Origin of the sequence: Burkholderia sp. GbtcB21 (assembly GCF_019091065.1) — a bacterium.
Classification (GTDB): Bacteria; Pseudomonadota; Gammaproteobacteria; order Burkholderiales; family Burkholderiaceae; genus Burkholderia; species Burkholderia pyrrocinia_C.
In genome coordinates this window covers 391,120-416,088 of the sequence record NZ_JAGXKA010000003.1, presented here as the reverse complement: position 1 = coordinate 416,088, position 24,969 = coordinate 391,120, and the positions used below count along the sequence as shown (strand labels likewise).

23 protein-coding genes are annotated in these 24,969 nt (G+C 65.3%); 4 read left to right on the top strand and 19 right to left on the bottom strand.

Annotated elements, in window-relative coordinates; translation table 11 throughout:
- The 11 genes from KVT39_RS09915 to KVT39_RS09865 form a co-directional block, all read right to left on the bottom strand.
- The gene (locus KVT39_RS09915) at positions 1–222 is read right to left on the bottom strand and encodes a helix-turn-helix domain-containing protein (RefSeq protein WP_034182019.1); all 222 of its coding nucleotides are present in this window, start codon (positions 220–222) and stop codon (positions 1–3) included.
- Positions 223–230: 8 nt separating this feature from the next.
- Entirely contained in the window at positions 231–1,169 is a 939-nt protein-coding gene (epsC, locus tag KVT39_RS09910) for a serine O-acetyltransferase EpsC (RefSeq protein WP_034182018.1), read from the bottom strand.
- A 28-nt stretch (positions 1,170–1,197) separates the two neighbouring features.
- The gene (locus KVT39_RS09905) at positions 1,198–1,668 is read right to left on the bottom strand and encodes a rhodanese-like domain-containing protein (protein WP_034182017.1); all 471 of its coding nucleotides are present in this window, start codon (positions 1,666–1,668) and stop codon (positions 1,198–1,200) included.
- Between the two features lie 427 nt (positions 1,669–2,095).
- Positions 2,096–3,496 (bottom strand): amidase family protein, encoded by a 1,401-nt coding sequence (locus KVT39_RS09900; RefSeq protein ID WP_217588828.1) that lies wholly within the window; start codon positions 3,494–3,496, stop codon positions 2,096–2,098.
- Positions 3,497–3,570: 74 nt separating this feature from the next.
- Positions 3,571–4,362 (bottom strand): alpha/beta fold hydrolase, encoded by a 792-nt coding sequence (locus KVT39_RS09895; protein WP_217588826.1) that lies wholly within the window; start codon positions 4,360–4,362, stop codon positions 3,571–3,573.
- 88 nt (positions 4,363–4,450) lie between these two features.
- Positions 4,451–4,777 (bottom strand): DUF4148 domain-containing protein, encoded by a 327-nt coding sequence (locus KVT39_RS09890; RefSeq protein ID WP_217588824.1) that lies wholly within the window; start codon positions 4,775–4,777, stop codon positions 4,451–4,453.
- Between the two features lie 276 nt (positions 4,778–5,053).
- Positions 5,054–5,590 carry a cytochrome P460 family protein gene (locus KVT39_RS09885; protein WP_217588822.1) on the bottom strand — a complete coding sequence of 179 codons (537 nt, stop codon included), beginning with the start codon at positions 5,588–5,590 and terminating at the stop codon, positions 5,054–5,056.
- Positions 5,590–6,633: an alpha/beta fold hydrolase gene (locus tag KVT39_RS09880; protein WP_217588820.1), complete on the bottom strand. Its 1,044-nt coding sequence runs from the start codon at positions 6,631–6,633 to the stop codon at positions 5,590–5,592. The genes KVT39_RS09885 and KVT39_RS09880 overlap by 1 nt, the downstream gene beginning before the upstream one ends.
- A 258-nt stretch (positions 6,634–6,891) precedes the next feature.
- A complete protein-coding gene (locus KVT39_RS09875; protein ID WP_217588818.1) occupies positions 6,892–8,271 on the bottom strand; it encodes a tripartite tricarboxylate transporter permease in 1,380 nt (459 codons plus the stop codon).
- Complete coding sequence (locus KVT39_RS09870) at positions 8,271–8,768, bottom strand: hypothetical protein (protein WP_217588815.1); 498 nt, start codon at positions 8,766–8,768, stop codon at positions 8,271–8,273. Before KVT39_RS09870 ends, KVT39_RS09875 begins: the two co-directional genes overlap by 1 nt.
- A 91-nt stretch (positions 8,769–8,859) precedes the next feature.
- Positions 8,860–10,146 (bottom strand): hydroxymethylglutaryl-CoA reductase, degradative, encoded by a 1,287-nt coding sequence (locus KVT39_RS09865; protein ID WP_217588813.1) that lies wholly within the window; start codon positions 10,144–10,146, stop codon positions 8,860–8,862.
- Between the two features lie 163 nt (positions 10,147–10,309).
- On the opposite strand from KVT39_RS09865, the gene KVT39_RS09860 reads away from it, so the two are divergent.
- Positions 10,310–11,695: a PLP-dependent aminotransferase family protein gene (locus KVT39_RS09860; protein WP_217588812.1), complete on the top strand. Its 1,386-nt coding sequence runs from the start codon at positions 10,310–10,312 to the stop codon at positions 11,693–11,695.
- A 58-nt stretch (positions 11,696–11,753) separates the two neighbouring features.
- On the opposite strand, the gene KVT39_RS09855 is transcribed toward KVT39_RS09860, so the two are convergent.
- Together KVT39_RS09855 and KVT39_RS09850 are read right to left on the bottom strand one after the other, a co-directional pair.
- Positions 11,754–13,031, bottom strand: a complete 1,278-nt coding sequence (locus tag KVT39_RS09855; protein WP_034182008.1) for an epoxide hydrolase family protein — start codon at positions 13,029–13,031, stop codon at positions 11,754–11,756.
- Between the two features lie 198 nt (positions 13,032–13,229).
- A complete protein-coding gene (locus tag KVT39_RS09850; protein WP_105389760.1) occupies positions 13,230–13,934 on the bottom strand; it encodes an SDR family oxidoreductase in 705 nt (234 codons plus the stop codon).
- 135 nt (positions 13,935–14,069) lie between these two features.
- Here KVT39_RS09850 and gcvA point away from each other — a divergent pair, with 135 nt between their 5' ends.
- On the top strand, positions 14,070–14,963 hold the full coding sequence (gene gcvA / locus KVT39_RS09845; RefSeq protein ID WP_034182006.1) for a transcriptional regulator GcvA: 894 nt from the start codon (positions 14,070–14,072) through the stop codon (positions 14,961–14,963).
- Between the two features lie 16 nt (positions 14,964–14,979).
- On the opposite strand, the gene KVT39_RS09840 is transcribed toward gcvA, so the two are convergent.
- The 6 genes from KVT39_RS09840 to KVT39_RS09815 all read right to left on the bottom strand — a co-directional run bounded on the left by KVT39_RS09840 (position 14,980) and on the right by KVT39_RS09815 (position 20,364).
- A complete protein-coding gene (locus KVT39_RS09840) occupies positions 14,980–15,576 on the bottom strand; it encodes a pyridoxamine 5'-phosphate oxidase family protein (RefSeq protein WP_217588810.1) in 597 nt (198 codons plus the stop codon).
- Between the two features lie 97 nt (positions 15,577–15,673).
- A complete protein-coding gene (locus tag KVT39_RS09835; protein ID WP_217588809.1) occupies positions 15,674–15,865 on the bottom strand; it encodes a hypothetical protein in 192 nt (63 codons plus the stop codon).
- Between the two features lie 12 nt (positions 15,866–15,877).
- Positions 15,878–17,077, bottom strand: a complete 1,200-nt coding sequence (locus KVT39_RS09830) for a PLP-dependent aminotransferase family protein (protein WP_217588808.1) — start codon at positions 17,075–17,077, stop codon at positions 15,878–15,880.
- A 249-nt stretch (positions 17,078–17,326) separates the two neighbouring features.
- Positions 17,327–18,295 (bottom strand): hypothetical protein, encoded by a 969-nt coding sequence (locus tag KVT39_RS09825; RefSeq protein ID WP_217588807.1) that lies wholly within the window; start codon positions 18,293–18,295, stop codon positions 17,327–17,329.
- Positions 18,296–18,402: 107 nt separating this feature from the next.
- The gene (locus KVT39_RS09820) at positions 18,403–20,046 is read right to left on the bottom strand and encodes a DUF2334 domain-containing protein (protein ID WP_034182002.1); all 1,644 of its coding nucleotides are present in this window, start codon (positions 20,044–20,046) and stop codon (positions 18,403–18,405) included.
- A gap of 12 nt (positions 20,047–20,058) precedes the next feature.
- A complete protein-coding gene (locus KVT39_RS09815) occupies positions 20,059–20,364 on the bottom strand; it encodes a hypothetical protein (RefSeq protein WP_254640409.1) in 306 nt (101 codons plus the stop codon).
- Positions 20,365–21,314: 950 nt separating this feature from the next.
- On the opposite strand from KVT39_RS09815, the gene KVT39_RS09810 reads away from it, so the two are divergent.
- Together KVT39_RS09810 and KVT39_RS09805 are read left to right on the top strand one after the other, a co-directional pair.
- Positions 21,315–23,276, top strand: a complete 1,962-nt coding sequence (locus tag KVT39_RS09810; protein WP_217588806.1) for a glycosyl transferase family protein — start codon at positions 21,315–21,317, stop codon at positions 23,274–23,276.
- Entirely contained in the window at positions 23,273–24,967 is a 1,695-nt protein-coding gene (locus KVT39_RS09805; RefSeq protein ID WP_034182000.1) for a bacteriophage N4 adsorption protein A, read from the top strand. Before KVT39_RS09810 ends, KVT39_RS09805 begins: the two co-directional genes overlap by 4 nt.
- Positions 24,968–24,969: the final 2 nt, after the last annotated feature.

Here is a 24,969-nt window from a genome sequence, read left to right as displayed (position 1 = left end):
TCAGGTGACGTACGCGCCCGGCAGCAGCATCGAGATCGACACGTCGAACGCGCGCGCGATCTTGTCGGCCGTGACGATCGACGCGATCGCCTCGCCGCGCTCGATCTCACCGACATACGAGCGGTTCAGCCCCGCATGCTCGGCGAGCTGCTCCTGCGACCACGTGCGCGCTTCGCGCAGCCTGCGCACGTTGGCGCCGAAGTGATGAATGAGGTCGCTCATCGCGCCTCCTAGGCGACACGCGCCGCCGCGCGCGGCGCGGCGTTCGCTTCGCTGCGCAGCACGGCCTGCGTGACGTTCGCGCCGGCCGGCACGTCCTGCGTGAGCCACACGTTGCCGCCGATCACCGCGCCGCGCCCGATCGTCACGCGGCCGAGGATCGTCGCACCCGCGTAGATCACCACGTCGTCCTCGACGATCGGATGGCGTGCAAGCCCTTTCTCCAGATGGCCGGCCGCATCGCGCGGAAAGCGCTTCGCGCCGAGCGTGACGGCCTGGTACACGCGTACGCGCTCGCCGATGATTGCCGTCTCGCCGATCACGACACCCGTGCCGTGGTCGATGAAGAAACCCGCGCCGATGCGCGCGCCCGGATGAATGTCGATGCCCGTTTCCGCATGCGCCTGCTCGGCGATGATCCGTGCGAGCAGCGGCAGGCCGAGCCCGTACAACTCATGCGCGAGCCGGTGGTGGATCATCGCGAGGATGCCCGGGTAGCACAGCAGCACTTCGTCGACGCTGCCGGCCGCCGGATCGCCGTGAAAGGCAGCGAGCACGTCGCTGTCGAGCAGCCGGCGAATCTCGGGCAGCCGCGCGGCGAACGCCTGCACCGCCGTCGAAGCGACTCCTTCGACGTTGTCGAGCGGCCCGTCGGCGTTGCGCTGCCGCGCCGCGTAGCGCAATTCGAGCGTCACCTGCGCGAGCAGCGCGTTCAGCGCCGCGTCGAGCGCGTGGGCCACATGGAAGTTCTCGCTCTCCTGGCGCAGGTCGGGCGGCCCGAGCCGCATCGGGAACAGCACGCCCTTCAGCGCGCCGACGATCTGCGCGAGCGCCTCGCGTGCCGGCAGGTCGCGCCCGCCCGGTTCTAGCGAGCGACGCTGCTTCTCGCGCCATGCGCGGCGAACGGTCTGCAGCGATTGAACGATGTCGTCGATATCGAATGCGGCCATGCTGACTTCTCCCCTTGTCGGCCGTGAATCAATCCTGCGCCCACGGCAGGCCGCGAAAGCGCCAGCCGTTGCGGCCGCCGCGATGCTGCCCTTCGTCGAGGTCGCCCTCGAACCCTTCGAGCACGTTGAATACCTGCGTGAAGCCGCCCTTCGTCGCGGCTTCGGCCGCTTGTGCGGAACGGTTGCCGCTGCGGCACAGGAGCAGCACCACCGCGTCCTTGCCGGTCTTCGCTTCCAGTTCGCGCACGAAACGCGGGTTGCGCGTCAGGCTCGTGCCGGTCGCCCACGGCACATGCAGCGACTCCGGCACGTGGCCGACGAATTTCCGTTCTTCGGCGGTGCGCACGTCCACCAGCAACGCGTCGCCGGCCGAGAACAGTGCCCATGCAGCTTGCGGTGCGACGCCGCCCGCGTAGGGCGTGCCGGCCGCCGCGGCCGCCGCACGGGCGTCTTCGAGCGCCTGCTGCGCAGCGGTTCGTTCTTCCAATGCAACCGTCATGACACTTCCTCGTTTTCGCAGATTCGTATGATCAAAAAACACCGGGAATGCGGCCGTTGCAGCTTGCGTGCTGTCTATAGCCGTCAGCGCCACTATGCGAGTGCGGCCGGGCAAGCAGAACCAATAAAAATTCATTTCCTAATCAGCGGCGCGCGAAATGCAATAGCAGACGCGCGCTATCGGCGCGGATTCGGATTCGTGCGGGAAATGCGGGACGATGACCGTTCGATGTCATGCATCGAAGGGCTTTGAAAGGAACGGCGGGAAGCGAGCAACGCGGCGTGCAGCGCGTTGTCATGGAATCCGAAATGGAGCGCATGCGGCGCCGCGCATGCGTGGATGATTCGAAGGGATGCAACCGGCAGGCGACACGCATCGGCGTGATGCCGAACGGCATCGCCGATGCACTCGCTTGCCCGTCAGTCCATCACTGCACCGGATCGACCGGCGCGACCGGTACGCCGCGCGCTTCGATGTCGCGCCCCGCGAGCAAACACAGATCCTCGCGATGATGCGCGGCGACCACCTGCACGCCTACCGGCACGCCATCCACGAGCGCCGTCGTCACCGCCAGCCCCGGCAGCCCCATCGCGGGCAGTGCGCGCAGCGTGAGCTGCGCCTCCCACACACGCTCGAACCCGTCCGGTCCCTGCCGGTCGAGATCGTCGGGGAACGGCAGTTCCGACGAAACGGGCAGCAGCACGACCGCATACGCGTCGAGAAACAGCCGCCACTGCCGTGTCAGCGTGGTGCGCCGGACCAGCGCGCGGCCGATCACGTCGGCCGGCAGGTCGCGCACCTTGCCGCGCACCGCGGCGATCACCGCGGCCGCACCCGGATCGCCGTCGTTCGCGGCCGCGTTCGACAATGCATCGAAACCGTCGCCGAGCCAAAGCTGTTCCTGCAGCAGCGCGGCCTCGCGCATCGGCGGCGTATCGTCGATCTCGTCGACGGTCCAGCCCGCATCGACGAGCCGGCGCGCGGCATCGCGCAACGCGGCCTCGACTTCGGGCACGACCTGCAAGCCGCCCGGGCGCACGCACAGCGCCGCACGCTTCGGCACTTCGCGCCCGTCGAACGGCACGTGTACGTGCCACGGATCGCGCGGGTCCGGCGCGGCAAACACACGCAGCGCGAGCGCGAGATCGTCGATCGTGCGTGCGATCGGCCCCGCCGATGACATCAGTTGCGCGCCGATCGCACGTTCGGGCGACGACGCGTTGAACGCCGGCACGCGCCCGAGCGACGGCCGGATTCCGTGCACGCCGCACGCATAGGCCGGGTAACGGACCGAACCACCGATGTCGGTGCCGAGTGCGAGCGGGCCGATCCCGGCGGCAACGGCCGCTGCCGCGCCGCCGCTCGACCCGCCCGGCGTCAGCGACGGATTGCGCGGATTGCGCGTGTGGCCGTGTACGAGATTCGACGTGAACCAGCGCAACGCGAACGTCGGCGAATTGGTGCGGCCGAGCAGGATCGCGCCGGCCTTCCTGATGTTGCCGACCACCGGGCTGTCGGCGCGCGCGATCAGGTTCTCCTGCAGGCGCGTGCCGTTGGTCGTCGCGAAATCCGCCTGGTCGATGTTGATCTTCACGGTCACGGGCACGCCTGCGAGCGGGCCCGGATCGTCGCCGCGTGCGATCGCTCGGTCGACTTCGTCGGCCTGCCGCCGCACGTCGTCGGGCCGGTGTTCGATCACCGCGTTGATCGCCGGATTCACCGCGTCGAAACGATCGAGCACGGCGTCCGCCACTTCGCGCGCGGACACTTCTCGTTGCCGCACAAGTTTCGCGAGTGCGGTTGCCGACAGTTGCCAGAGATGCGTCATCACTTCTCCTTGTGGAAGGACATCACAATCACTCGCGGCGCCACGCTTCAGCGATAACGTGGCGCCTCATCCGCTTACTGTGCGTCGTGCTTTGCACGTTCCGCGGCCGCGATGATCGCGTCGGCCACGGCCTTCGGCTGGCTCAGCATCGCGACATGGCTGCCGTTCACGCGCGTGACCGTCGCGCCGATCCGCTTCGCCATCGCTTCCTGCAGCTTCGAATCGATCATCCGGTCCTGCGTCGCGACGACGAATGTCGACGGCTTTGCATGCCACGCGGCCTGCGCGACTTTCTCCGAAATGCAACCGCCGTACCACGGCCCCTGCGTCGCCGCAACGATGCGCTGCTGCGCGGGCGGCAGGTCCGGCGCGAAATCCTGCGCGATCGCCTTGTCCGACAGCCGCGCGAAGCCGCCTGCGTCCTTGCGCAGTTCACCGGCCCATGCCGGTGCCGGCAGCCCTTGCGTGACGTCGGCAATCGACTGGCCGTTGTCGGGCGCGAATGCCGCGACGTAGACGAGCGACTTCACCTTGTCGTCGTTACCCGCATCGCTGATCACGACGCCGGCCCACGAATGGCCGACCAGCACGACCGGCCCCTTCTGCTCGTCGATCGTGCGCTTCGTCGCGGCCGCATCGTCGGCGAGCGAGCTCAGCGGATTCTGCACCGACACCACGTGCAGCCCGCGCGCCTCGAGCAGCGGAATCACGCGGTTCCAGCTCGACCCGTCGGCAAACGCACCGTGCACGAGCACGACATTCGTGCCCTTCAGGTCGTCCTTCGGCGCGGCCTGCGCCGCGACCGCACCGAACAGTCCGCCGATCACCGCGGCGGATACCAGAACCCGTTTCATCGAACCGGCCATCGTCATGCTCCTTTCTCTGTTGTGTTGCGACATGAAGTGAAGTGCTGCAGTGGCGGCCGCGCCTGCATGCGGCAGGCGCGGCAACGGATCACGAATGTGCGTACAGGTCGTCGGCCGCGTTCCGCGCGGCGCGCGCCGGTGCCGCGTCGCGATGGCTGGCGGGCGTCGACGCATCGGCCATGTTGTCGTCCTGCGACTTCGACGGGCCGTTCTGGTCGGAACGCGCGACCTGCAGCGCGGCGGCGACATCTTCCGGGTAATGCGGATCGCTGCGGGCCGGGTTGTAGCCGGCTTGTTCCAGCCGGATGAGTTCGGCGCGCACGTCGGCACGCGTCAGGCCGTGGCCGGTATCGGCGAACGACAATGCGGGGATGGCGGCGAGGACGGCAACAGCGAGGATTCGGGCGGCTTTCATGAGTGTTCTCCTGGACGGAAGTTGGGGTGTCGATCACTTGGCATCCGATGCAAACGTCTGGCATCGAACGCTTCCTGCATGTCGACAGTAGAACCCGCCCACGTATCCGGCATGTTTCCGAAACCGGTGCTTTCTGCATGCCAGTTTTTCCGGAACGGCCGCAGATACAGTGCGATACAAACCCGCCTGCCGAAGTGGTCCCCGACACACACGCACCACGAGAAAAGGCGTGCCTCGCGGCACGCCTTTTCGTCAAACCCGTCGCTTCGTGTCACGTCACGGCGCAAGCCGCGTGAACACGTAGTCACGATTCTTCACAAGCGCCTGGTGACACGCGAAGCACGTCTGATGCTGACCGATATCGGCCGGCACACCGTTGATGAAGCGCCCGAAGCCCCAGCCGCCCGTCGACGCATAACGACGCGAGTCCTTCACCATCACCTGCACCGTCGTCGCCTGGCCCGGCACCGTCGCCGACGCGAACTCGTCGGACTGCTTGCGCTTGTATGCGAGCTTCACGAGGATCGTGCCGTCCGGAAACGGCAGCGTCGCCTGTTCGAGCGCACGGATCGCGACGGGGTTGCCGAGCACCACGCGCAGCTCGTCGAGCGGCGCGGCCTCTTCGGCCGGCGCGACCATTTCCCACTTCCGGTAGCCGGGCGGGATCGTCACGCCGTAGATCGGCGACGCTGCCGGTTTCGGCTGTTCCGCGAACGCGGCCGTGCCGCTGGCCGACAGCGAGCCGGCCAGCAACGCGCCCGCGACGAGCGCGCGGCCCGTGCCGCGACGCAGGATGCCACTGCGTGCCGTCATCACAGATGCTCCACTTGCAGGATCGCGTCGGCAAACGCCTGTGGCGCTTCCTGCGGCAGGTTGTGGCCGACGCCGCCGTTGATCGTCCGGTGCTGGTACTTGCCCGTGAACTTCTTCGCGTACGCGGCCGGGTCCGGATGCGGCGCGCCGTTCGCGTCGCCTTCCATCGTGATCGTCGGCACGGTGATTGCCGGCCCGGCGGCGAGACGCCGCTCGATGTCGTCGTATTGCGCTTCGCCCTTCGCGAGCCCGAGGCGCCAGCGATAGTTGTGGATCACGACGGCCACGTGATCGGGGTTCTGGAACGATGCGGCCGTGCGCGCATAGGTTTCGTCGGAGAACTGCCACTTCGGGGACGCGAGCTGCCAGATCAGCTTGTTGAACGCATCGCGGTTCGCCGCGTAACCGAGCTCGCCGCGCTCGGTCGTGAAATAGAACTGATACCACCACTGCAGTTCCGCCTGCGGCGGCAATGGCTTGCGGTTCGCCTCCTGGCTGCCGATCAGGTAGCCGCTCACCGACACCAACGCCTTCACGCGCTGCGGCCACAGCGCCGCGATGACGTCGGCCGTGCGCGCGCCCCAGTCGTAACCGCCGAACACCGCGCGGTCGATCTTCAGCGCATCCATCAACGCGACGATGTCGACGGCCGTCACCGCCTGCTGGCCGTTGCGCACCGTGTCGGCCGAGCGGAACGTCGTCGACCCGTAACCGCGCAGGTACGGCACGATCACGCGATAGCCGGCCGCGACCAGCAGCGGCGCGACTTCCGCGTAGCTGTAGATGTCGTACGGCCAGCCGTGCAGCAGGAACACGACGGGGCCCTTCTTCGGCCCGAGGTCCGCATACCCGACGTTGAGCACGCCCGCATCGATCTGGTGGATCGTGCCCAGCGACGCAACGCCTGCCGCCCCCTTCGCGGCCGATTCATCGGGCGCCGACTGCGCGCGCGCCAGGTTGCCGAACCCGAGGTCGGCGAGGCTCAGGCCCGCAAGCGCCGTACCCAGGATCAGGCGGCGGCGGGTGTTCACGGTATCAGGCATGACTCGTTCTCCATTGTCGATCGCTAAGGAAGGGGCCCGCGGCACGTGCGGGCACTCCGGTATCGCCGTTCGCAGCAGCAGCGCATGACACCGCGCAGCCGTGTGAATCGCTTCACCGGTTTTATATCCGAACCATCCGGAGGCTTTGTATCCCAACGTATCTGTGTGCGAACACGACACACAGCGATTCAAAAATCGCCCGAGAAACGACGCTTTCGGCGGGCCGCGCGGCACACGCGGCCCCCGTGCGCCGGTGGGTCAGAACAGCTTGGCGATCGCGGGCACGCTGAGCACCGCGACGTAGTACCCCATGAACTGCACGCCCGTGTTGAACGCGAACAGGCGCGACAGCATCCCGCCGAACAGGCCTATCGTCACGATCACGGCGAGCCCCAGCAACTGCCCTTCCCATACGCCGATCACGACGATCAACCCCGCGAAGGTCGCGATGATCGCTTCGTGGCTCAGCTTTCTCGCGACGAACGATGCCGCGCGGTGCGCGTGGTGCATCGCGAGCGGATACGCGATCAGCGCGGCCAGCAGGATCGACAGCAGCCCGTAGCCAAGGAACTCGGGCCAGCTCATCAGCGTATGGAGGTTGTGGATCTGCCCGCTCGCCGCGTCGACCGTGAAGCGCGTCGGCGCATTGAACAACGGCGCGGCCGGGCCGGCCGCGACCGGGCTCAGCGGCAAACCGAACGCGATCAGCGGGATCAGCGCCTCGGCGATGTAGGTCGCCTCGGTCACGCCGTTACGCGCGGCGATCACGGTCGTCAGGCGCTGGTACGCATGACGCACGCGCGCACCGACGATCTCGCCCATCAGCACCGTCATCGCGACCGGGCTGAACACGAACGTCGCGCTCGACACCGCGGCCGTCCCGACCGTCCACGCGACCTGCTCGCGGTCGAGCACCTTCAGCGGATTCGGGAAATAGCCGCGCCAGCTTTTCACGTCAGGCGCGAGCACGAACGTCGACGGCCCGTCGCGCCGCATGCGCCGCCGCTCGGCCGGCGACAGGATCGAGAACAGGTCGGCAACCAGCGGCCCGATCGCGATCCCGAGGAAGTAGCTGACGCTCAGCTTCACGCCGTAATGGCCCGTCAGCGCCTGCAGCCCGACCACCAGCATCACGAACGGCACCAGCAGCAGCACCGACGCCCAGCGCCCGGCGGAGAAATACGCGATGCCGACGGCCGCCGCGAGGAACACCCACGGCGCGGCCTTCGCGATCGCCGCGCCGAACGGCGCGAGCAGCGACGCAAACAGCACGGCGAGCGGCAGCGCGACGAACGCGGCGACGATCGCGCCGGAGATCATCTTGCGCAGCGCGATGTGCGGCACGCCGAGCGCGCGCAGCAGCGTTGCCTGCTGCAGCAGCGGCGCGGCCATCGTGTCGCCGGGAATGCCGAGCAGCGCGGTCGGGATCGAATGCGTGATGTGCTTGGCCACCGCGCCCGCGAGGAAGAACGTGAACACGCCGGCGGGCGGCACGCCGAGCAGCGCGACGAGCAGCGTGAGCGGCGCGATCGTCGTCGTTTCGTCGGTACCGGAAATCAGCCCGATGCCGGAGAACACGATCGCGCCGAGCAGTCCCATCGCGAACGCGGCCGGCAATGCATGCAGCAGCGCATCCATCAGCGACCTCCCGCGCGTGCGCGATCGGGCGACGCATCGTATGACGCAAACAGGTCGAGCAGGCCGAGCTCCTCCATCTCGGCGCGTGCGCTGGCCGACAGGTCGCTCGCCGACCCGAGCCCGCCCGATGCTTCGGCAAGCTGCCGGAGCGCTTCGTCGCGTTCGGCGCCGCCCGCCGCATGTTCGATCACCGTGCGCTTCGGCTTGAACAGCACCGCGCAGATCGTGCCCGCCAGCAGGCAGCCGCCGAGGCCGATCAGCATCGCGTATGCCCGCGCGATCGCCACGTCGTGCACGAACGACGCGAGCACGAGCCGGCCGGTCTCGAACGCGCCGAGGCTGATCGAGATGCCGAGCAGGACCGACCACGCGAGGTGCTTCGTGGCTACGGTGTCGCCCCACACCTCGACGAGCGTCGCGGCCGACGCATCGGCGCCCGCGAACGGCCGCACGCGATGCGGCGCGGGTGCGACGGCGCTTGAACCGGTCTGTTCCATGTGTCTCCTCCTTGATTGATATGTCGCCGGCCGCGCCGGCGCGGCACGCCACGCACGCCACATACGGCGCGCGTACCGCGCTTCAGCCGCATCAGCCGCCGCTGCCGCCCGCCAGCAGCTCGACCGCGAAATCCGCGCGCACGTCTTTCGCCGCGACCATCTGCTGCGCGACCCGGTCGATCTCCGCACCGGTCGCGCCGGCCGCAACGGCGATGTTCCGTGCATGCAGCGCCATGTGGCCGCGCTGGATGCCTTCGGTCGCGAGCGCGCGCAGCGCACCGAGATTCTGCGCAAGCCCGACCGCGACCGCAATTTCGCCGAGTTCCTGCGCGGAGGTCACGTTCATGATCTTCAGCGCGAGACGCGCGAGCGGATGCGTCTTCGTCGCGCCGCCGACGAGCCCCACCGGCATCGGCATCTCGATCGTGCCGACGAGGTCGCCGTTGGCGGCCTTCTCCCACGTCGTCAGCGACGTATAGCGGCCGCTGCGGCTCGCGTACGCGTGCGCGCCGGCTTCGACCGCGCGCCAGTCGTTGCCGGTCGCGACCACGACCGGATCGATGCCGTTCATGATGCCCTTGTTGTGCGTCGCCGCGCGGTACGGGTCGGTCGCCGCGAACACGTACGCATCGATCACGCGATCGATCACCGCCTCGCCCGGATAGTCGTCGGTCGCGAGCGTGTCGGCCGCGTACCGTACCTCCGCGCGTGCCAGCCGCAGATCCGCGAGGTTGGACAGTATCCGCAACCGTACCTGGCCGCCGGTAATCGCCTCGATGCGCGTCGCGACGGTTTCGGCCATCGTGTTGACCGTATTCGCGCCCATTGCGTCGCGTACGTCGACGATCAGGTGAGCGACCACCATCGCGCCGCGCGGCGTATCGGGGAACACGTGGACCTCGATGTCGCGGCAGCCGCCGCCGAGGCCGACGAGCACCTTGTCGCGGCTGTTCGCGAGTTCGATCAGCTCGGCCGCGTGCCGCAGGATCGCGAGCCGCGCGCCGTACGGGTCGCCGACGCCGATCACCTGTACCTGTGCGCGCATCAGCGGCCCGCTGCTCGACGTGCGGAAGCCGCCGGCCGTGCGGGAAAGCTTCGCCATATACGATGCGGCCGCAACGATCGACGGCTCCTCGACGGCCATCGGCACGATCACGTCGCGGCCGTTGATCCGGAAGTAGCCGGCCACCGCCATCGGCAGCTCGAACGTGCCGATCACGTTCTCGATCATCCCGTTTGCCGTATCGAGCGGCAGTGCGCCGGGCTTCGCGAGCAGCGCGTGCTCGACATCGTCGAGCCCGGCGGTACGGGACAGGTAGGACAGGCGTTGCTCGGGCGTGAGCGAGCGGAAGTTCGGCAAGGCGGAATCGATGGGCATGATGTCGTTCTGTTTGGGGGTGGCGCTGTGTCTCCGTCCGCGCTTGCGGCAGGCAGCGGATAGCCGAATAATAGTCACGCTGTACCCATTGAAAAGGTACAGACGAAGCAGACAGCCACCTATCCGTACCCATGACAGTGGGCCGGCCCGACGGAACATTGCGATGAAACAGCGTGCGAAAGCCAGCCTGTCTGGCGCGATGGCGGACAATCTCGCCAGACAGATCGAGGAAGGCGTGTTGCCGGCCGGCGCGAAGCTGCCTTCGATCAGGGAATACGCCGAGGCGTCCGGCTGTTCGAAGAACACCGTGATCAGCGCGTTCGAGATGCTCGCGGCCGACGGCCTGATCGAGCCGCGCCGCGGCTCGGGCTTCTTCGTCACGCGGCGCGCGGCGGCCACGCCCGAGGTCGACGAGCCGAGTTCGCTCGACCGCGCGATGGACATCGTGTGGCTGATGCGCGAGCAATTGCACGTGAAGCCCGATGTGCTCAATCTCGGCGAAGGGTTTCCGCCGATCGAGTGGCTCGAGGAAACCCGGCTGAACCAGTACCAGCAGCGCATCATGCGCACGAGTGCCGCATCGCTGTTCCGCTACGGCAGCCGCTTCGGCTACCTGCCGCTGCGCCAGTCGCTGCAGCAGAAGCTCGCCGGCTACGAAATCGAGGCGCCGCCCGCGCAGATCGTGCTCACGCACGGCGCGAACCAGGCGATGGACCTCGTGCTGCGCTACTTCGTGCGCCCCGGCGACACCGTGCTCGTCGACGATCCCGGCTACTACCCGCTGTTCGGCAAGCTGAAGCTGAGCGGCGCGAACATCGTCGGCGTGCCGCGCGAGATCGACGGCCCCGACGTCGCGAAGCTGGCCGAACACATCGCCGCGTACCGGCCGAAGCTGTTCTTCACGCAGTCGGTCGGCCACAACCCGACGGCGACCGATACGAGCGCGGCCAAGGCGCACCGCATCCTGCAGCTCGCCGACGCGCACGACCTGATCGTCGTCGAGGACGACGCGCTGGCCGACTTGCGGCCGCGCTCGCTCACGCGCATCGCGACGCTCGACCAGCTGCGCCGGACCATCTATATCGGCAGCTTCTCGAAATCGGTGTCGGCCGCGCTGCGCGTCGGCTTCCTCGCGTGCAACGCGGCGCTCGCGAGCGATCTCGCCGACGTGAAGATGCTGACCCACGTCAGCAGCTCCGAATACTGCGAACGCACGCTCGACGCGATCGTCAGCGACGGCCACTTTCTCAGGCATACGAATCATCTTCAGGAGAAGCTGCGGCGTGCGACCGGCACTGCGCTCGCTGCGCTCGATCGTCTCGGCGCGCAAGTCTACCGGCCGTGCGAGCAGAGCCTGTATCTGTGGGCCGCGCTGCCCAGCTGGCCCGATTCGATGCAGCTCGCGCAGGCGATGCTGGAGCGCGGCGTGATCCTCGCACCGGGCGCCGTGTTCTCGCCGCAAGCCGATCGTCCGTCTGCGTATTGCCGGTTCAACGTCGCGTATCTGGCGGACAAGCGGTTTGCGCAGGCGTTGCAGGCGATTGCGTAGAAACGAAGCGACCGCGGGCCGAAGTGCAACCGGCCCGCGGTCGCCGCTCAACCCACGCTTACCCGCGACGCAGCGGCCGGAACCCGGCACGCACTTCGCGTGCGAACAATTCCGGCTCCTCCCATGCCGCGAAATGCCCGCCCTTGTCGACTTCGTTGAAGTAGATCAGGTTGTGATAGCTGCGCTCGGCCCAGCTGCGCGGCGCCTGGTAGATCTCGCCCGGAAACACCGTGATCGCGGCCGGCAGCGAAATATCCACCGCATTGAAGTTGTTCGAGTGATCCTCCCAGTAGATCTGCGCGGCCGACGTCGCGGTGTTCGTCAGCCAGTACAGCGAGATGTCGTCGAGAATCTCGTCGCGCGGGATCGAGCGTTCGGGCACGCCGCCGCTGTACGTCCACTGCGAGATCTTGTCGTACATCCACGCGGCCTGACCGGACGGCGAATCGGCGAGCGCATAACCGACCGTCTGCGGACGCGTGACCATCATCGCCGAGTAGCCGCAGTTGTCGCGATAGAACGTCGCGAGCTTCTCGTACGCGGCCTTCTCCTTCGGCGACAGCGAAGCCGGCGCGGGCGAATCGGTCGCGAGCAGCGTCGCGATATCCGGCGGCACCGTCGCCGGCATGTTCACGTGAATCCCGGCCAGGCCCTGCACGCGCTGCATCGCCATCCGGTGCGAGATCACCGAGCCGCAGTCGCCGCCCTGCGACACGAAGCGCGTATAGCCGAGCCGCGCCATCAGCTCGCCCCACGCGCGCGCGATGTGGTCGGAACCCCAGCCCGTCTGCGTCGGCCGGCCGGAAAAACCGAAACCCGGCAGCGACGGCACGACCACATGAAACGCGTCGTCCGCGCTCGCGCCGTGCGCGGTCGGGTCGGTCAGCGGGCCGATCGCCTTCAGCAGCTCGAAGATCGAACCGGGCCAGCCGTGCGTCATGATCATCGGCATCGCGTTCGCGTGCCGCGAGCGCACGTGGATGAAATGAATGTCGAGCCCGTCGATTTCCGTGATGAACATCGGGAAACCGTTCAGGCGCGCCTCGCCCTTGCGCCAGTCGTAGTCGGTGCCCCAGTAGCGCAGCAGCGCCTGCATGCGCGCGAGCCGCACGCCCTGCGATTCGTCGGCGACGGTCTCGCGGCCCGGCCAGCGCGTCGCCGCAATGCGGCGGCGCAGGTCGGCCACGGCTTCATCGGGAATGTGCGCGGTGAACGGGCGTATGCCGCTGCCGCCGGTCGCGGCATGCAGCGCGGTGGGTAGCATCGCCGATACCCCGGCGGCCACGGAAGTGGCCAGCAGGTGGCGACGCATCGGGGAAAACGGTGTGGAAGACATCGTTCGGCATCTCCTTTCGTGAAGTGGAAAGTGAACATGCCGCGCGCCCGCTCGCGCCCTGGCTTTCAATCCGGTGCGCCCCGGTCACGCGGCGTCGCCCATTTGAAAGGTCTGATGTATCCGTGATTTGTCTGATTTGTACGCGTTTGTATTTGCGGCGCGGCGAGCGGCCCGCGCCGCCGCTCGCCCGCATGACGCTCAGAGCGCGTTGACGATCGCGCCGTCGACGCGAATGTTCTGCCCGGTGATGTAGCCCGCGCCGTCGGACAGCAGGAACGCAACCGTCTTCGCGATCTCGCCGGTCTTGCCGAAGCGGCCGGCCGGAATGCGCGCGACGATCTCCGGCGTTTCCGGCCAGCTGTCGATGAAGCCCGGCAGCACCGCGTTCATCCGGATGTTCTCGGCCGCGTAGCGTTCCGCGTAAAGACGCGTCCACGCGCTCAGCGCCGCACGCAGCGCCGACGACACCGGCATCGGCTGCTCGGGCGCGTCCGCCGCGAAGCTCGAGATGTTGACCACCGCGCCGCCGCCCTGTTTCTGGAAAATCGGCGTCACGCGGCGCATCACGCGCACCACGTTCAGCAGGATCAGGTCGAGCCCCGCGTGCCAGTTGTCGTCGGTGATCTCCAGCAGTTCGCCCTTCGGCGGATGCCCGGTGTTGTTCACGACCGCGTCGATCCGGCCGTAGCGCGCGACCGTCTCCTGCACGAGCCGGTCGATATCGGCTTCTTCGGTGACCGAGCCCTGGATGCCGAACCCGCCCAGCTCCTCGCCGAGCGCCACCGCGCTGCCCGACGGCGACATCAGCGCGACGCGGTAACCCGTCGCCGCCAGTTCGCGCGCGATCGCCGCGCCCATGCCCTTGCCTGCTGCCGTGATCAACGCCACTTTTTCTACAGTCACGATCTGCTCCCTCGCTCGAAACCTGCCGCCGCGCAGCCGCCATTCGGCGCGCCATGGTGGTAATGTAGGCGCATCGCAGACGACTGTCGAACCAGTATTTCTGCCTCCAGACGATAGTTTTTCTACAGCCTGACAATGCCGCCCCGCCCTTCCCGCCTGCCGCCGCTGAATGCGCTTCGTGCATTCGAAGTGTCCGCGCGGCACCTCAATTTCCGCGCCGCGGCCGACGAGATCGGCGTCACGCAAGGCGCGGTCGCGCAACAGGTGCGCCACCTCGAGGACGTGCTCGGCCTGAAGCTGTTCGAGCGCCTGCCGCGCGGCCTCGCGCTGACGCACGACGGCGCCGCGTATTTCTCCGACGTGCAGCGCGCGCTGCACGCGATCGCCGATGCAACCGACAAGCTCGTGAAGCGGCGCGCGGCGCTGACGATCAGCACGACGCCGTCGTTCGCGTCGAAGTGGCTGATCCCGCGGCTCGCGCGGTTCACCGACGCGCATCCCGACTACGACGTGCGCGTGATCGCCGACCAGCAGCTCGCGACGTTCCGCCACGATGGCGTCGATCTCGCGATCCGCTACGGCAAGCCGCCGTTCGGCAAGCATCTCGCCGCGCATGCGCTGTTTCCGCTCGATGTATGCGCCGTGTGCAGCCCCGCGCTGCTGGCCGCGCCCGCGTCGCCGCGTGCGCTCGCGGGCCACGTGCTGCTGCACGACGCACACGACCTGTGGCCCGAGTTCATCGAAGCGATGCCCGAGCCGGTCGATATCGATCCGCACAAGGGGCTGCGCTTCAACCAGACGTCGCTCGCGATCGATGCGGCCGTTGCCGGCCAGGGCATCGCGCTCGCAACCGATCCCTTGGTCGAGCGCGATATCGCGGCAGGCCGGCTGTGCAAGCCGTTCGATTTCGCGTTTCCGCTGTCGGTGGGGTTCTATCTCGTGTATCCGGCCGAGCGCCGCGACGACGATGCGATCGTGATGATGCGCGACTGGATGATCGGGCAGGCGGCGGCGGACGAGCGGCCTTGACCGGCCTTCGTCCGGATCAGGGGACGATCCAGCGGCCTTCGCAGCCGCTTTCTTGCAGATCGAATACCGCTCGGCGATGGCCCGCGCGTGCGAGTTCGAGCCAGTCGATGCGCGTGACGGTCATGTGGATCACGCAGAAGTTTTCATAGCCGTCGCCGGAAGGCGCGGTGTCTTGCCTCGCCGAAACATGCGCTGCTTCAGGCGACTCGACCGGCGTGCCGGGTGGCAACGGTGCGCGATACAGCAGCAGCGTATGCGGACGGCTCGATTGCCAGATCGCGCGCCGCTGCGCTTCGTCGTCGCAGATCGACGCAACGCCTTCCGCGCGAATCTGCACGAGCGCATCGAGATCGCTCGCGACGATCGAGATGCGCGGATCGCGGCGCAGCTCCGCGACCTTCTCCGAACGCACATCGGTATGAAACGACAGCATGCGATCGGCGCGGCTCGCCTGGCGCAGCACGATCGTACGCACCTTCGGCGCGCCATCGAGGCCGAGCGTTGCCGCCTGCAGCATCGTGAACGGCGAGCGCTGCACGCCGACGCCGGATTCGAGGCAGGACCACAGGCGGTCGTACGTTTGCGCGAGCGATTCGGAAGTTGAGTCGGACATGACGGGCAGCGGCGATCGCACGTGTTTCGATCGCGCAAGCTTAACCGTTTGCTCCGGTGACGGCTCGCGTGCGATGCGGCCGCCGCCTGCGTGCCGTTCAGTTGTAGCCGAGCACGACCGGCGCCGCATCGCCGGCATCGGTCGTCGGCTCCGCACCGAACCGGCCCAGCACGTCGGCCACATACTGCGGTCCCGCACTGATCTGCGACGAGCGATGCTTTGCCGGTCGGTTATCGCCAGCACCTGGCGCCGCGCCCATCGATATTGTGTCGTTGACGGTGATAGTCACGTTCACGTCTCCTCACGCGGCCAGCGCCGCACCATACGCGCGCACGAGGCGCGCGACGCCTTCCCGGATCGCGTCGACGTCCGGCGCGGCGAACGACAGGCGCAGCGATGCCGCGTCGACGTTGTCCGCGAAGAACGCGTTGCCGGGTACGAACACGATCTTGTTTGTAATTGCGTGTTGCAGCAGCACGTCCGACGACACCGCGCCGATCCGCGCCCACACGAACATCCCACCTTCGGGGCGATGGAATTCGATCGCATCGCCGAAACCGTCGCGCAGCGCGTCGCACATCGCGTCGCATTTGCGCTGGTACGCGGCCGTGATGCGCGGCAGATGGCGTTCGAGCGCGCCGTCGGACAGGTATTCAGCGGCGGCCGCCTGCGTCCACGGCGAGCTGCACAGATCGACCGTCTGCTTCGCGATCACGCAGCGCCGCGCGATTTCGGCCGGCGCGATCGTCCAGCCCACGCGCAGCCCGGGCGCGACGATCTTCGACAGGCTCGCGAAATGCACGATCCAGTCGCGCGCGCCGTCCACTTCGCCGGCGAGCGCGAGCATCGACGGCACGGCTTCGCCCGCGAAGCGCAGGTCGCCATACGGATCGTCTTCGACGATCAGGAAACGGTATTGCACCGCGAGACGCAGCAGCTTCAGCCGGCGTTCGCGCGTGAGCGTCGCGCCCGTCGGGTTCGCGAAGGTCGGGACGGTATAGAGCAGTTTCGGCTGCGCGATCGCGCCGGACGCGAGTTGTTCGCCGAGACGATCGACGTCGACACCTTCGCCATCGACCGGAATCGTCACGATGCGCGCCTGCTGCAGACGCAGCGCCTGCAGCGTTGCCGGGTAAGCCGGCTGTTCGGTCAGCACGACGTCGCCGGGCGACACCATCACGCGCAGCAGCAGGTCGAGGCCCTGCTGCGAGCCGGTCGTGACGAGCAGTTCGGCCGGCGTGCACGCGACGCCGCGACGCGCCATCAACGCGATCAGTTGCTGCTTCAACTCGGCGAGGCCGTCGGTCGGGCCGTATTGCAGGCAGCGCACGGGCTGCGCGTATGCGCGTTCGGCGGCCTTGTTCAGGCCGTCGACGTCGAACAGGTCGCTGGCCGGATAGCCGCCAGCGAACGAAATCATGCCCGGTTCGGACAGGTACTTGAACAACTCGCGGATCGGCGAGCCGGAGGGATTCTGGAATGAGGGCGTGAACGCGTACATGTCGTCGTGAGCAGGATGGCGCGGACGGCCGGGATAGCCGCCAGGTGCCTGCCGCCGGGGCGCTTCTGGCGCCACGGCGGCGAATTCGAGCCACGATTGTCGATAGTCATTAAGGCCGCGGCAAACGATATCTATGCACTAGGTCTTGCGGTTTGGTCATCAAATGGGGTTGTCGCGGCGATCCAGTCCGGCCGATTGTTTCGGCGCGCGCGCCCCTTGCCCGCCGCTGTTTACCGGGGTGAAGCAGACTCAGCGCTCCGTACCGCCAGGTCCGACCGGGTGCGGCTTGGCCGTCCGGTTTTTGAGTTCGCGCATGAGGTCGTCCGACACATAGTGGGGACCATCGAACAGATAGACCGGATAGCCGCGATAAACCTGGAGCTGCCTGCTCAATTCCTCGGCGCTGGCTGAACGGAATCCGCCATGCTCGGCCGGCCGAAAGGCCTCGGCGATGACCCGCACGCGCCATTTGCCCAGGCGTGAAGCCAGCTCGTCGAGGTAGGTGCGCGCGACCTGCGGCTCGCGGGCATAGACGCCGCAGCCGTCCTGGAAGAACACCCCGACGTCCGCGGGCAGCCACGTTACGAGCCAGTCCGCCAGCGTTTTTCCGCCGACGTTGGTCTGGTCGTAGACGCTCACCCAAAGCGGACGAGGCAGTCGCTGCAGAATCTCGGCAAGCTTGGGCGCGTCCTGCCAGGTCGGATCGATTTCGACCGGGAAGTAGTAACCGGTGACATGCAGCGGCAGATGCACGCGCGCCACCTCCGCGGACTGGTCCGCGAGCGTCGACAGGTGGGTGCGCGCGCGTTTTTCGTCCTGGTAGCCGGCCAGGCCCAGGATCACGTTTCTGGCCCACGGCGCACGACCGATGCGTTCCCAGTCGGGAAGGCGCGCCGCGGTAGGGATGCGGGTGTTGGCGACGAACGCGGTATCGTCCACGACGGTCCATTGGATCAACAGATCGTGTACGCCGAGCATCTGCCAGTTTCCGACGGGATTCGTCGTCGTGTTGTCCACCTGCCACACGATTCCGTCGGCGTGAACGTCGTGCGACGTCCAGCTGCATGCGGCCACGACGAGCGATGCGCCGATCGCCGCGAGCGTCGCCGCGCGGTGCGAACGCGGTGCGCTGGAGAGCCGACGCGGTCGGCCTGCCAGTCGAAACCGGCCCATACGCTGTTGAATTTTGCGCACGGCCGGGATGGCGGACGTGGTCATCGCTGGCTCTCCCCAAGCATTGTCGCGCGTCATCGTAGCGGATCAAACGCAAAACGTGCGACCCGCATTTCCGATGCGGATCGCACGAGGTTACCACCACACTTGCCTCACTTGGCAGTCGTGCCGTCTACCCACTTGTAGCCCAGATTCGTAATGCTGTTGACCAGACTCTGGAAGTCCTGGTAGGCCGGTAACCCGAGATCGGGTTCAAGCCAGTACGGGTGGAAGAAGAAGGACGCGAAACCGTCCCGCACCACCAAACCGTATTGAGCATTGGTAACGAGCTGCTGCCATGTGTATGAGATACACGAGAATGGGTCGATATTGCAGATGTTGTACTGCATGCTGCCCAGGTTCTCCGGGATGATCCGCTGCCCGTAGTAATCGGCGTTGATGATGTACGGGAAGAACTGCCCGGCCGAAAAGTCCTGGTTGGGCGCCCCCGTTCCGAGTTGCGGCTTGGTCGCGGTGTAGTAGACGGCCCGCTGGAACGTCGTCGGGAACGTGAGGGCCGTGGCCGCCGCTGCCATCGGCGACATCTGGTACTGCGGCGCGGCCCAGCCGACGACCTTGTAGCCGTTGGTCGTGAACTCGAGGATGCCCTCGGCCATTCTGCCTGCCGCCCATTGAACGGAGTCCTCATCGACGGGGCGGTTCTGCACCGCATACCAGAACTCGTAGTCGCTGCCGCTGACCGCAGTCAGAAGATTCGGCGTCGAATCGTACTGGTGCGTAAGGCCGTGCACCACGATCGAACCGCCGCGCGCGACCGCGTAGTTCAGCGAACTCTTGAGACCCGTTGCCTGCGCAAGATGGATCGTCTGCGGGACGCCGCCGGTGTAATAGCCGTTCGGATCCGTATACACGGGAATGGTGGCCATCGTGAACGGAATCCTCTTCAAGTACAGGAAGTCCGAGAGCTTTCTCATCGAACTCGTCGTTGTATACGCGTCAAGGTCCTCCAGACGTACGAGAGCACGGTGATTTACCGGTGCATTGGTCTGCAGGATGTCGTGCAGGATGTCGCATATCACCAGGTACCGATCCGTCGGGCCGATATAGGAAAACGGCATATCCGCGAAATACCAGAACTTGCCCGAGCGCACGACGTATGGCGTGGTCGCCCCGCTCTTGCTGTTCTTGATGGTGACGAGTGCCTGCGCCTTGGTGGCATCGACGATCTGGGTCAGCCCGACCTCCGGGTCCGCACTGATCGCGCCGGTCGACGCGTTATACGCGTAGTACTTGACCATCGGCAGGTTCTTGTACGTGACCGTGTCGTAGAAGCCGGGGTTCGGATTGCTCGACGAAGGCGGCGCATTCAACCCGGCAATGCCGAGAAAGCTGAACCCGAAGGTCTGGTTGAAGGTGTAGGCCGTGTTCCATGCAAGCTGCCACAAGTTGTATTTGAACCAGACCACGGTCTTCGTGGTGGTCATCACGTCGCTCATGAACGCCGTCGGAATCGGGTTGTTGTAGTAATCGCCGATGTAGAACGTGACGTCGTGATTCGTGACCATTCCGGACGTGTAGTTCTGTATCGGAACCAGATCGACCGTCGCGTTGAAATGGCCAAGCAGGTTCCTCAACATGATGCTGTACATCAGGCCAAGCTTCGAATACGGGTCGTTGGCCGGGTTATCGTATAGCACGAGCGTACGTGCCGTGGTGACCTGCGCGTGCGCCGTGCTCGGCAACGTCATTTGCGCGAGTCCGGCAAGCAGGGCTATGACAAGCAAGATCTTTTTCATGGCCGTTTCTCCCTAGTCGCGTTGCACGTTGCCACCGGCTTTCTTGACCGATTTCAAGTCGAACTTGGGGCGCCCCGTCTCCTTGTATGCCTTCTCCCATTCCTCGTCGGACATACCCGGCTTCACCTTGACCTGGGCGGACCCGTTGGGTAACGGAGGCGGCTTGATCTTTACGGCAGACGAATTGCCCTGCTCCTGCGCATTCGCATCCTGAACAGCGACGGCGAAGGCGAGCGCAGAGATTAATGTGACGAGTGATCCAACGGTGCTCAGTCCGTTCTGAAAATATCGATTGCGATGAGAAATCATGATTTTCATCCTTTGATATGCAAAATAAATTCATCTCGTTAACGAAACGAGCACGGCTGGTGCCATTTAATAATCAGGGCGTTATGTCGTTATTTTTTCCTGCGCACTTGATGCCAGACAAAAATACAGGACGGGATTGCTTTCCTTTCAAGCTAGAAACGTACCATCGGTCGCAAATGGGCACGGGATCTAGGCACCCAAATCGGCGCGCCATGGCGATCCGAAATTGTTTAGAAAAAACGTTTCAGGCGTGCAACGTATCCGCTTTCGAGGCTGTCATCTGACAAACAAGTGAAGCCTGTTCGGACGATTCAGGGAAAACCAGTTCCCTCAACGCTTCGCGCATGGTGACGCGGCAATCGACTCGCATGACTCGAACATGTCATGGCGACCGGAGAGGCCGGTGATCGCCGGAATCGCGTGACGATTTCCCGGCGGAGGCAGCCGGGGAGCGGCAGCAGGTCTGCAGATTACGTTTCATCAGATCAATTGACCTTGTGTTTCAGCATTGAAACGTTTGGCTCGGATTCGGTGGGTCGATCTTGTGCGACGCCCCGCAGAGGCCCGGACGGTCAAGGGCGGCGCGGCAATGGCGCGCGACTTGCTTTATGAACTGCGTATTGAAACGACTGAAACGACGGTGCGCAGGGAGCGCTGCGGGGAACTGGATCGAGAGTGGATGCAAGCATTAATGGTGCAGGATCCATCCCGGCGGGAGACGGAAGTATGCAAGGCAAATACCAACTTTCAAAAGTCACCCACTGAACACGTTTCATCTTTAACGATATGACGTGATCGCATCGAGAAAGCTCCAGGCTGACGGAGTCTTTTTCGAGTGACAGGATTTTTTGCGGCGCAAGCCGAGAAGTGGGAGTGACGGGGTCGACGAGGGCGAAGAGATATTCGTCTTGCGTTGGTGCGAGGGAGAAGAATCACATACAAGACAAAATCGCGGGGAGATGATGGATAACACAATATGGATTGCATATTTATATGCACTTAACATTATCACCATTTTTACCGCGATCGTCATCCTGGTAAGTACACTGGATGACCTTACGCTCGACGCCTGCTATTGGTCATTCGAAATCGGGCGGTTTCTGCGTCACGAAAAAACGCAGACTATCGATATCGGCATGCTGCGCGCCGAGGAAGAGCGCTATCTGGCACTCATGGTGCCGGCGTGGAAAGAGTATGACGTGATTGCCAAAATGATTGAAAACACATTGGCGACCATGGAATACGAACGATATGTGATCTTCGTCGGAACCTATCACAACGACGCCGAAACCACGGCGGAGGTCGAACGCATGGTCCGCCGTTATCCGGGCAGGGTGACGCGCGCAACGGTCATGAACGATGGGCCGACCTGCAAGGCGGACTGCCTGAACTGGATCATCGAAGCGATCCTGCGCTACGAAGAAACGCATCATATTCAGTTCGCGGGCGTCGTCATGCACGACTGCGAAGATGTCATCCATCCGATCGAACTCAAATACCTCAGCCATGCAGTTGCGGATAGCGACCTGGTCCAGCTCCCCGTTCTGTCATTGCCGCGGAAATGGAACGAGTTCGTGGCCGGATGCTATATGGACGACTTCAGCGAAACGCACCAGAAGGACGTACCGGCGCGAGCCCGTCTGACCGGCGTCGTCCCCGGCGCGGGTGTTGCGTCCTGCTACAGCAGGCGCGCCATCGAAGCGGCGATGAAGGAGAGCGGCGGCTGTCCGTTCAACACCAGTTCGCTGACCGAGGACTACGACTTCAGCTTTCGGTTGAGAGACCTGGGCATGAAGGAAACCTTTGCCCGCTTTCCGCTTTCGGATATCCCGCAGGATGCCGGGGTCAAGCGCGCAAAAGGCAGTGCCGCCAATCGAAACCTGCTGGCCACCCGCGAGTATTTTCCAAAGACATTTCGCACCGCATATCGACAGCGTGCGCGATGGATCCTCGGCATCGCCTTTCAGGGCTGGGAGCAACTCGGCTGGAAGGGCGATTTCCTCACCCGCTACATGTTCTTCCATGACCGCAAGGGTATCGTCACCTCACTTTTTTCAGTGATTGCTTACGGTGTACTGATCAATTTCCTGGCGATAGCCGCCCTTCAGAAATTCGGTCATGCCATCCCCGTCAGCGCCCCGCTCGTCACGGCGAGCGAATGGATAGCCCCGCTGCTCTGGGTGAACACCGTCATGCTGTTTGCCCGCGCCGGGCAGCGCTACTACTTTGTCAGCAAGCTGAACGGCCCCGTCCAGGGGCTGCTCTCGATTCCGCGGATGTTCGTCAACAACCTGATCAATTTCTACGCGGTTTGCCGCGCGTGGCGCATCTATCTCGGCCACCTCGCAAGCGGCAAGCCGATCGCCTGGGACAAGACCAGCCATACCTACCTGTCGAACGAACAGCTCGGAAAAGTACGCCGCAAGATTGGCGAGATCCTGGTCGGTTGGGGCGTGGTCTCACTGGAGCAATTGCAGGCAAGCCTGGAGAGACAGCTGACATGCGGCAAGCGGCTCGGCGAACTGTTGATCGAAGGCAGTGCGATCTCCACCGAATCGCTGGCGGATGCGATCGCGGAACAGGCGGAACTCCCGCGGGTAAGCCTCGGCAATGTGGCGGTCGGCCATTTCGCGGATTCGCTGGCATTCGAACTGCAGTACACGTATCGGGCCGTACCGTTTTCGACCGCGGACGACGGAACGTTGAATGTGGCGGTCGGGCGGCCGCTCACGCAAGACGAACAGGATGTCGTGCGGCGCGGCGCCAGGACGAACGTTGCGTATTTCATTGCCTGCGATACGGAGATTGCGGCCGAACTCGCCCGACACTCGCGCTTCGTCGAACTCGCGCGAGCACGCGACGGCGACGATGCAACGTCGCAGGTTTCTCCAATGCAAAAGCCGTCGGGAGAACAGGCATGAAACGCTCCAGACTCCCGATCGCGGTCGGCCTCGCGCGCTGCGCGCGATTGAGCGCATTGGCGATCGCCGTATCGTTGGCCTGGCAGGCCCCCGCATACGCCACGCAGCCGCTCGCTCCCAAGGCTTATCGGCTCGCCGATGGCGCATACAAGGCAATCAGTGCCGGCGACCTGCCCCGCGCGGAAGAGTATGCACAGCGCGCCCTCAAGATTCAGCCCGGAAGCGAACAGCTCGGGTTGCTGCTCCTCGATGTATTCAAGCGTGAAGGAAAAATCGACGAAGCGGACGCCATGGTGGAATCGCTAAGCGTTCGTTTTCCGAGAAGCGCCGCGGTACGGGCCGAGCATGGCTACCTGGCGCAGCGGCAACAGCGCTACGACGTGGCGTGCAGCGATTTCTCGGCCGCCGTCGCGACGGGAAAATGGAGCAAGGAGCAACAGCGCAACCTGCGTCTCGCATGGTCGGACAGTGCGCTCGCGGCGCATCGCCCGCATGACGCCGGCATTGCACTGGCGCCGCTGGCAGATGAAAAATCGGCCGCGGTTCAGTTGCGTATCGCGCAGTTGAGCTTGATGTCGGGCGATCGCGAAAGCGCGATCCGCGTGGCGGATCTTGCCGCCCGCGACGCGACGACGGACGCCGAGCGGAAGATGGCCGCGTCGATCGTGACGCAGGCCCAGCAACCCGAGCAGGCGCCGCAAATACCGGTGGACGATACCGCGACACAGAAGTTGCAGCAGGCCTATGACCTGCTGCGGGAACACAAGGATCGCGAGGCGCTCGACGCGTTCCAGGAGGGTTTCGACGGCGGAGCCGGCAACGCGATGAACTACGCGGACGCAGGTTATGCCGCCAAGCGTATCGGCTTGAACGAGCAGTCCGTCGAACTGTTCGAGCACAGTCTCGACGCCGATGAAAACGAACACAAGTTCGATGCGCAGCACAAGTTCGGCTATCGGCGAGAAGTCGAGCAACTTCAGCGCACCTGGGGCTTCGTGCTGAGCGCGCCCTACCAGTCGGCCGCGTTCGGCCCGCAAGGCACCATCAGCGTGTTGCAGCCGGGTATCGAAGCGTACTGGCAGCCACCGAAGATCGGCTACCAGAACGGACGCATTCTCCAGTTCTTCGTGCGCGGATACGGCACGGCATACGACGGAAGCGGCAACGTGACCGGCATGCCGACCGTGCAGGGTTCGGTGGGGGTGCGCTACAAGCCGATACCCGACCAGAACGTGGTGATGACCGCCGAGCGGCTGTTCCACGTCGGCAGCCTGTCGATGACGGACTGGCTGATGCGCCTGGGCTATTCGTCGGAAGCGGGGACCGACCTGCGGGTCACCGAACCGAGCTGGCGTAGCTGGCAGGCCTATGTCGAAGGTGCGTACTTCATCAAGGCAGGCCGATACATCATCTATTCGGAGTTGCGTTACGGGCACACCTGGCGTTTGACGGCGCTCAGCGATCGGCTGACCGTCTATCCGCATGCCGCGGTGGCCGGCGATCACGACAACCGCCAGCCGGACAAGACGGCGATCGGTGTGGGGCCCGGCATCCAGTTCCGGTACTGGTTTCGCGAAGGCAGGTATAGCGCGCCGGCAAGCTATCTGGATGTCACGGTGCAATACAGGTTTGCGTTGACGTCAGCGGTACGCGCACGTGGTCTCGTGGTACGCGCAACTTTGTGGTTTTAACC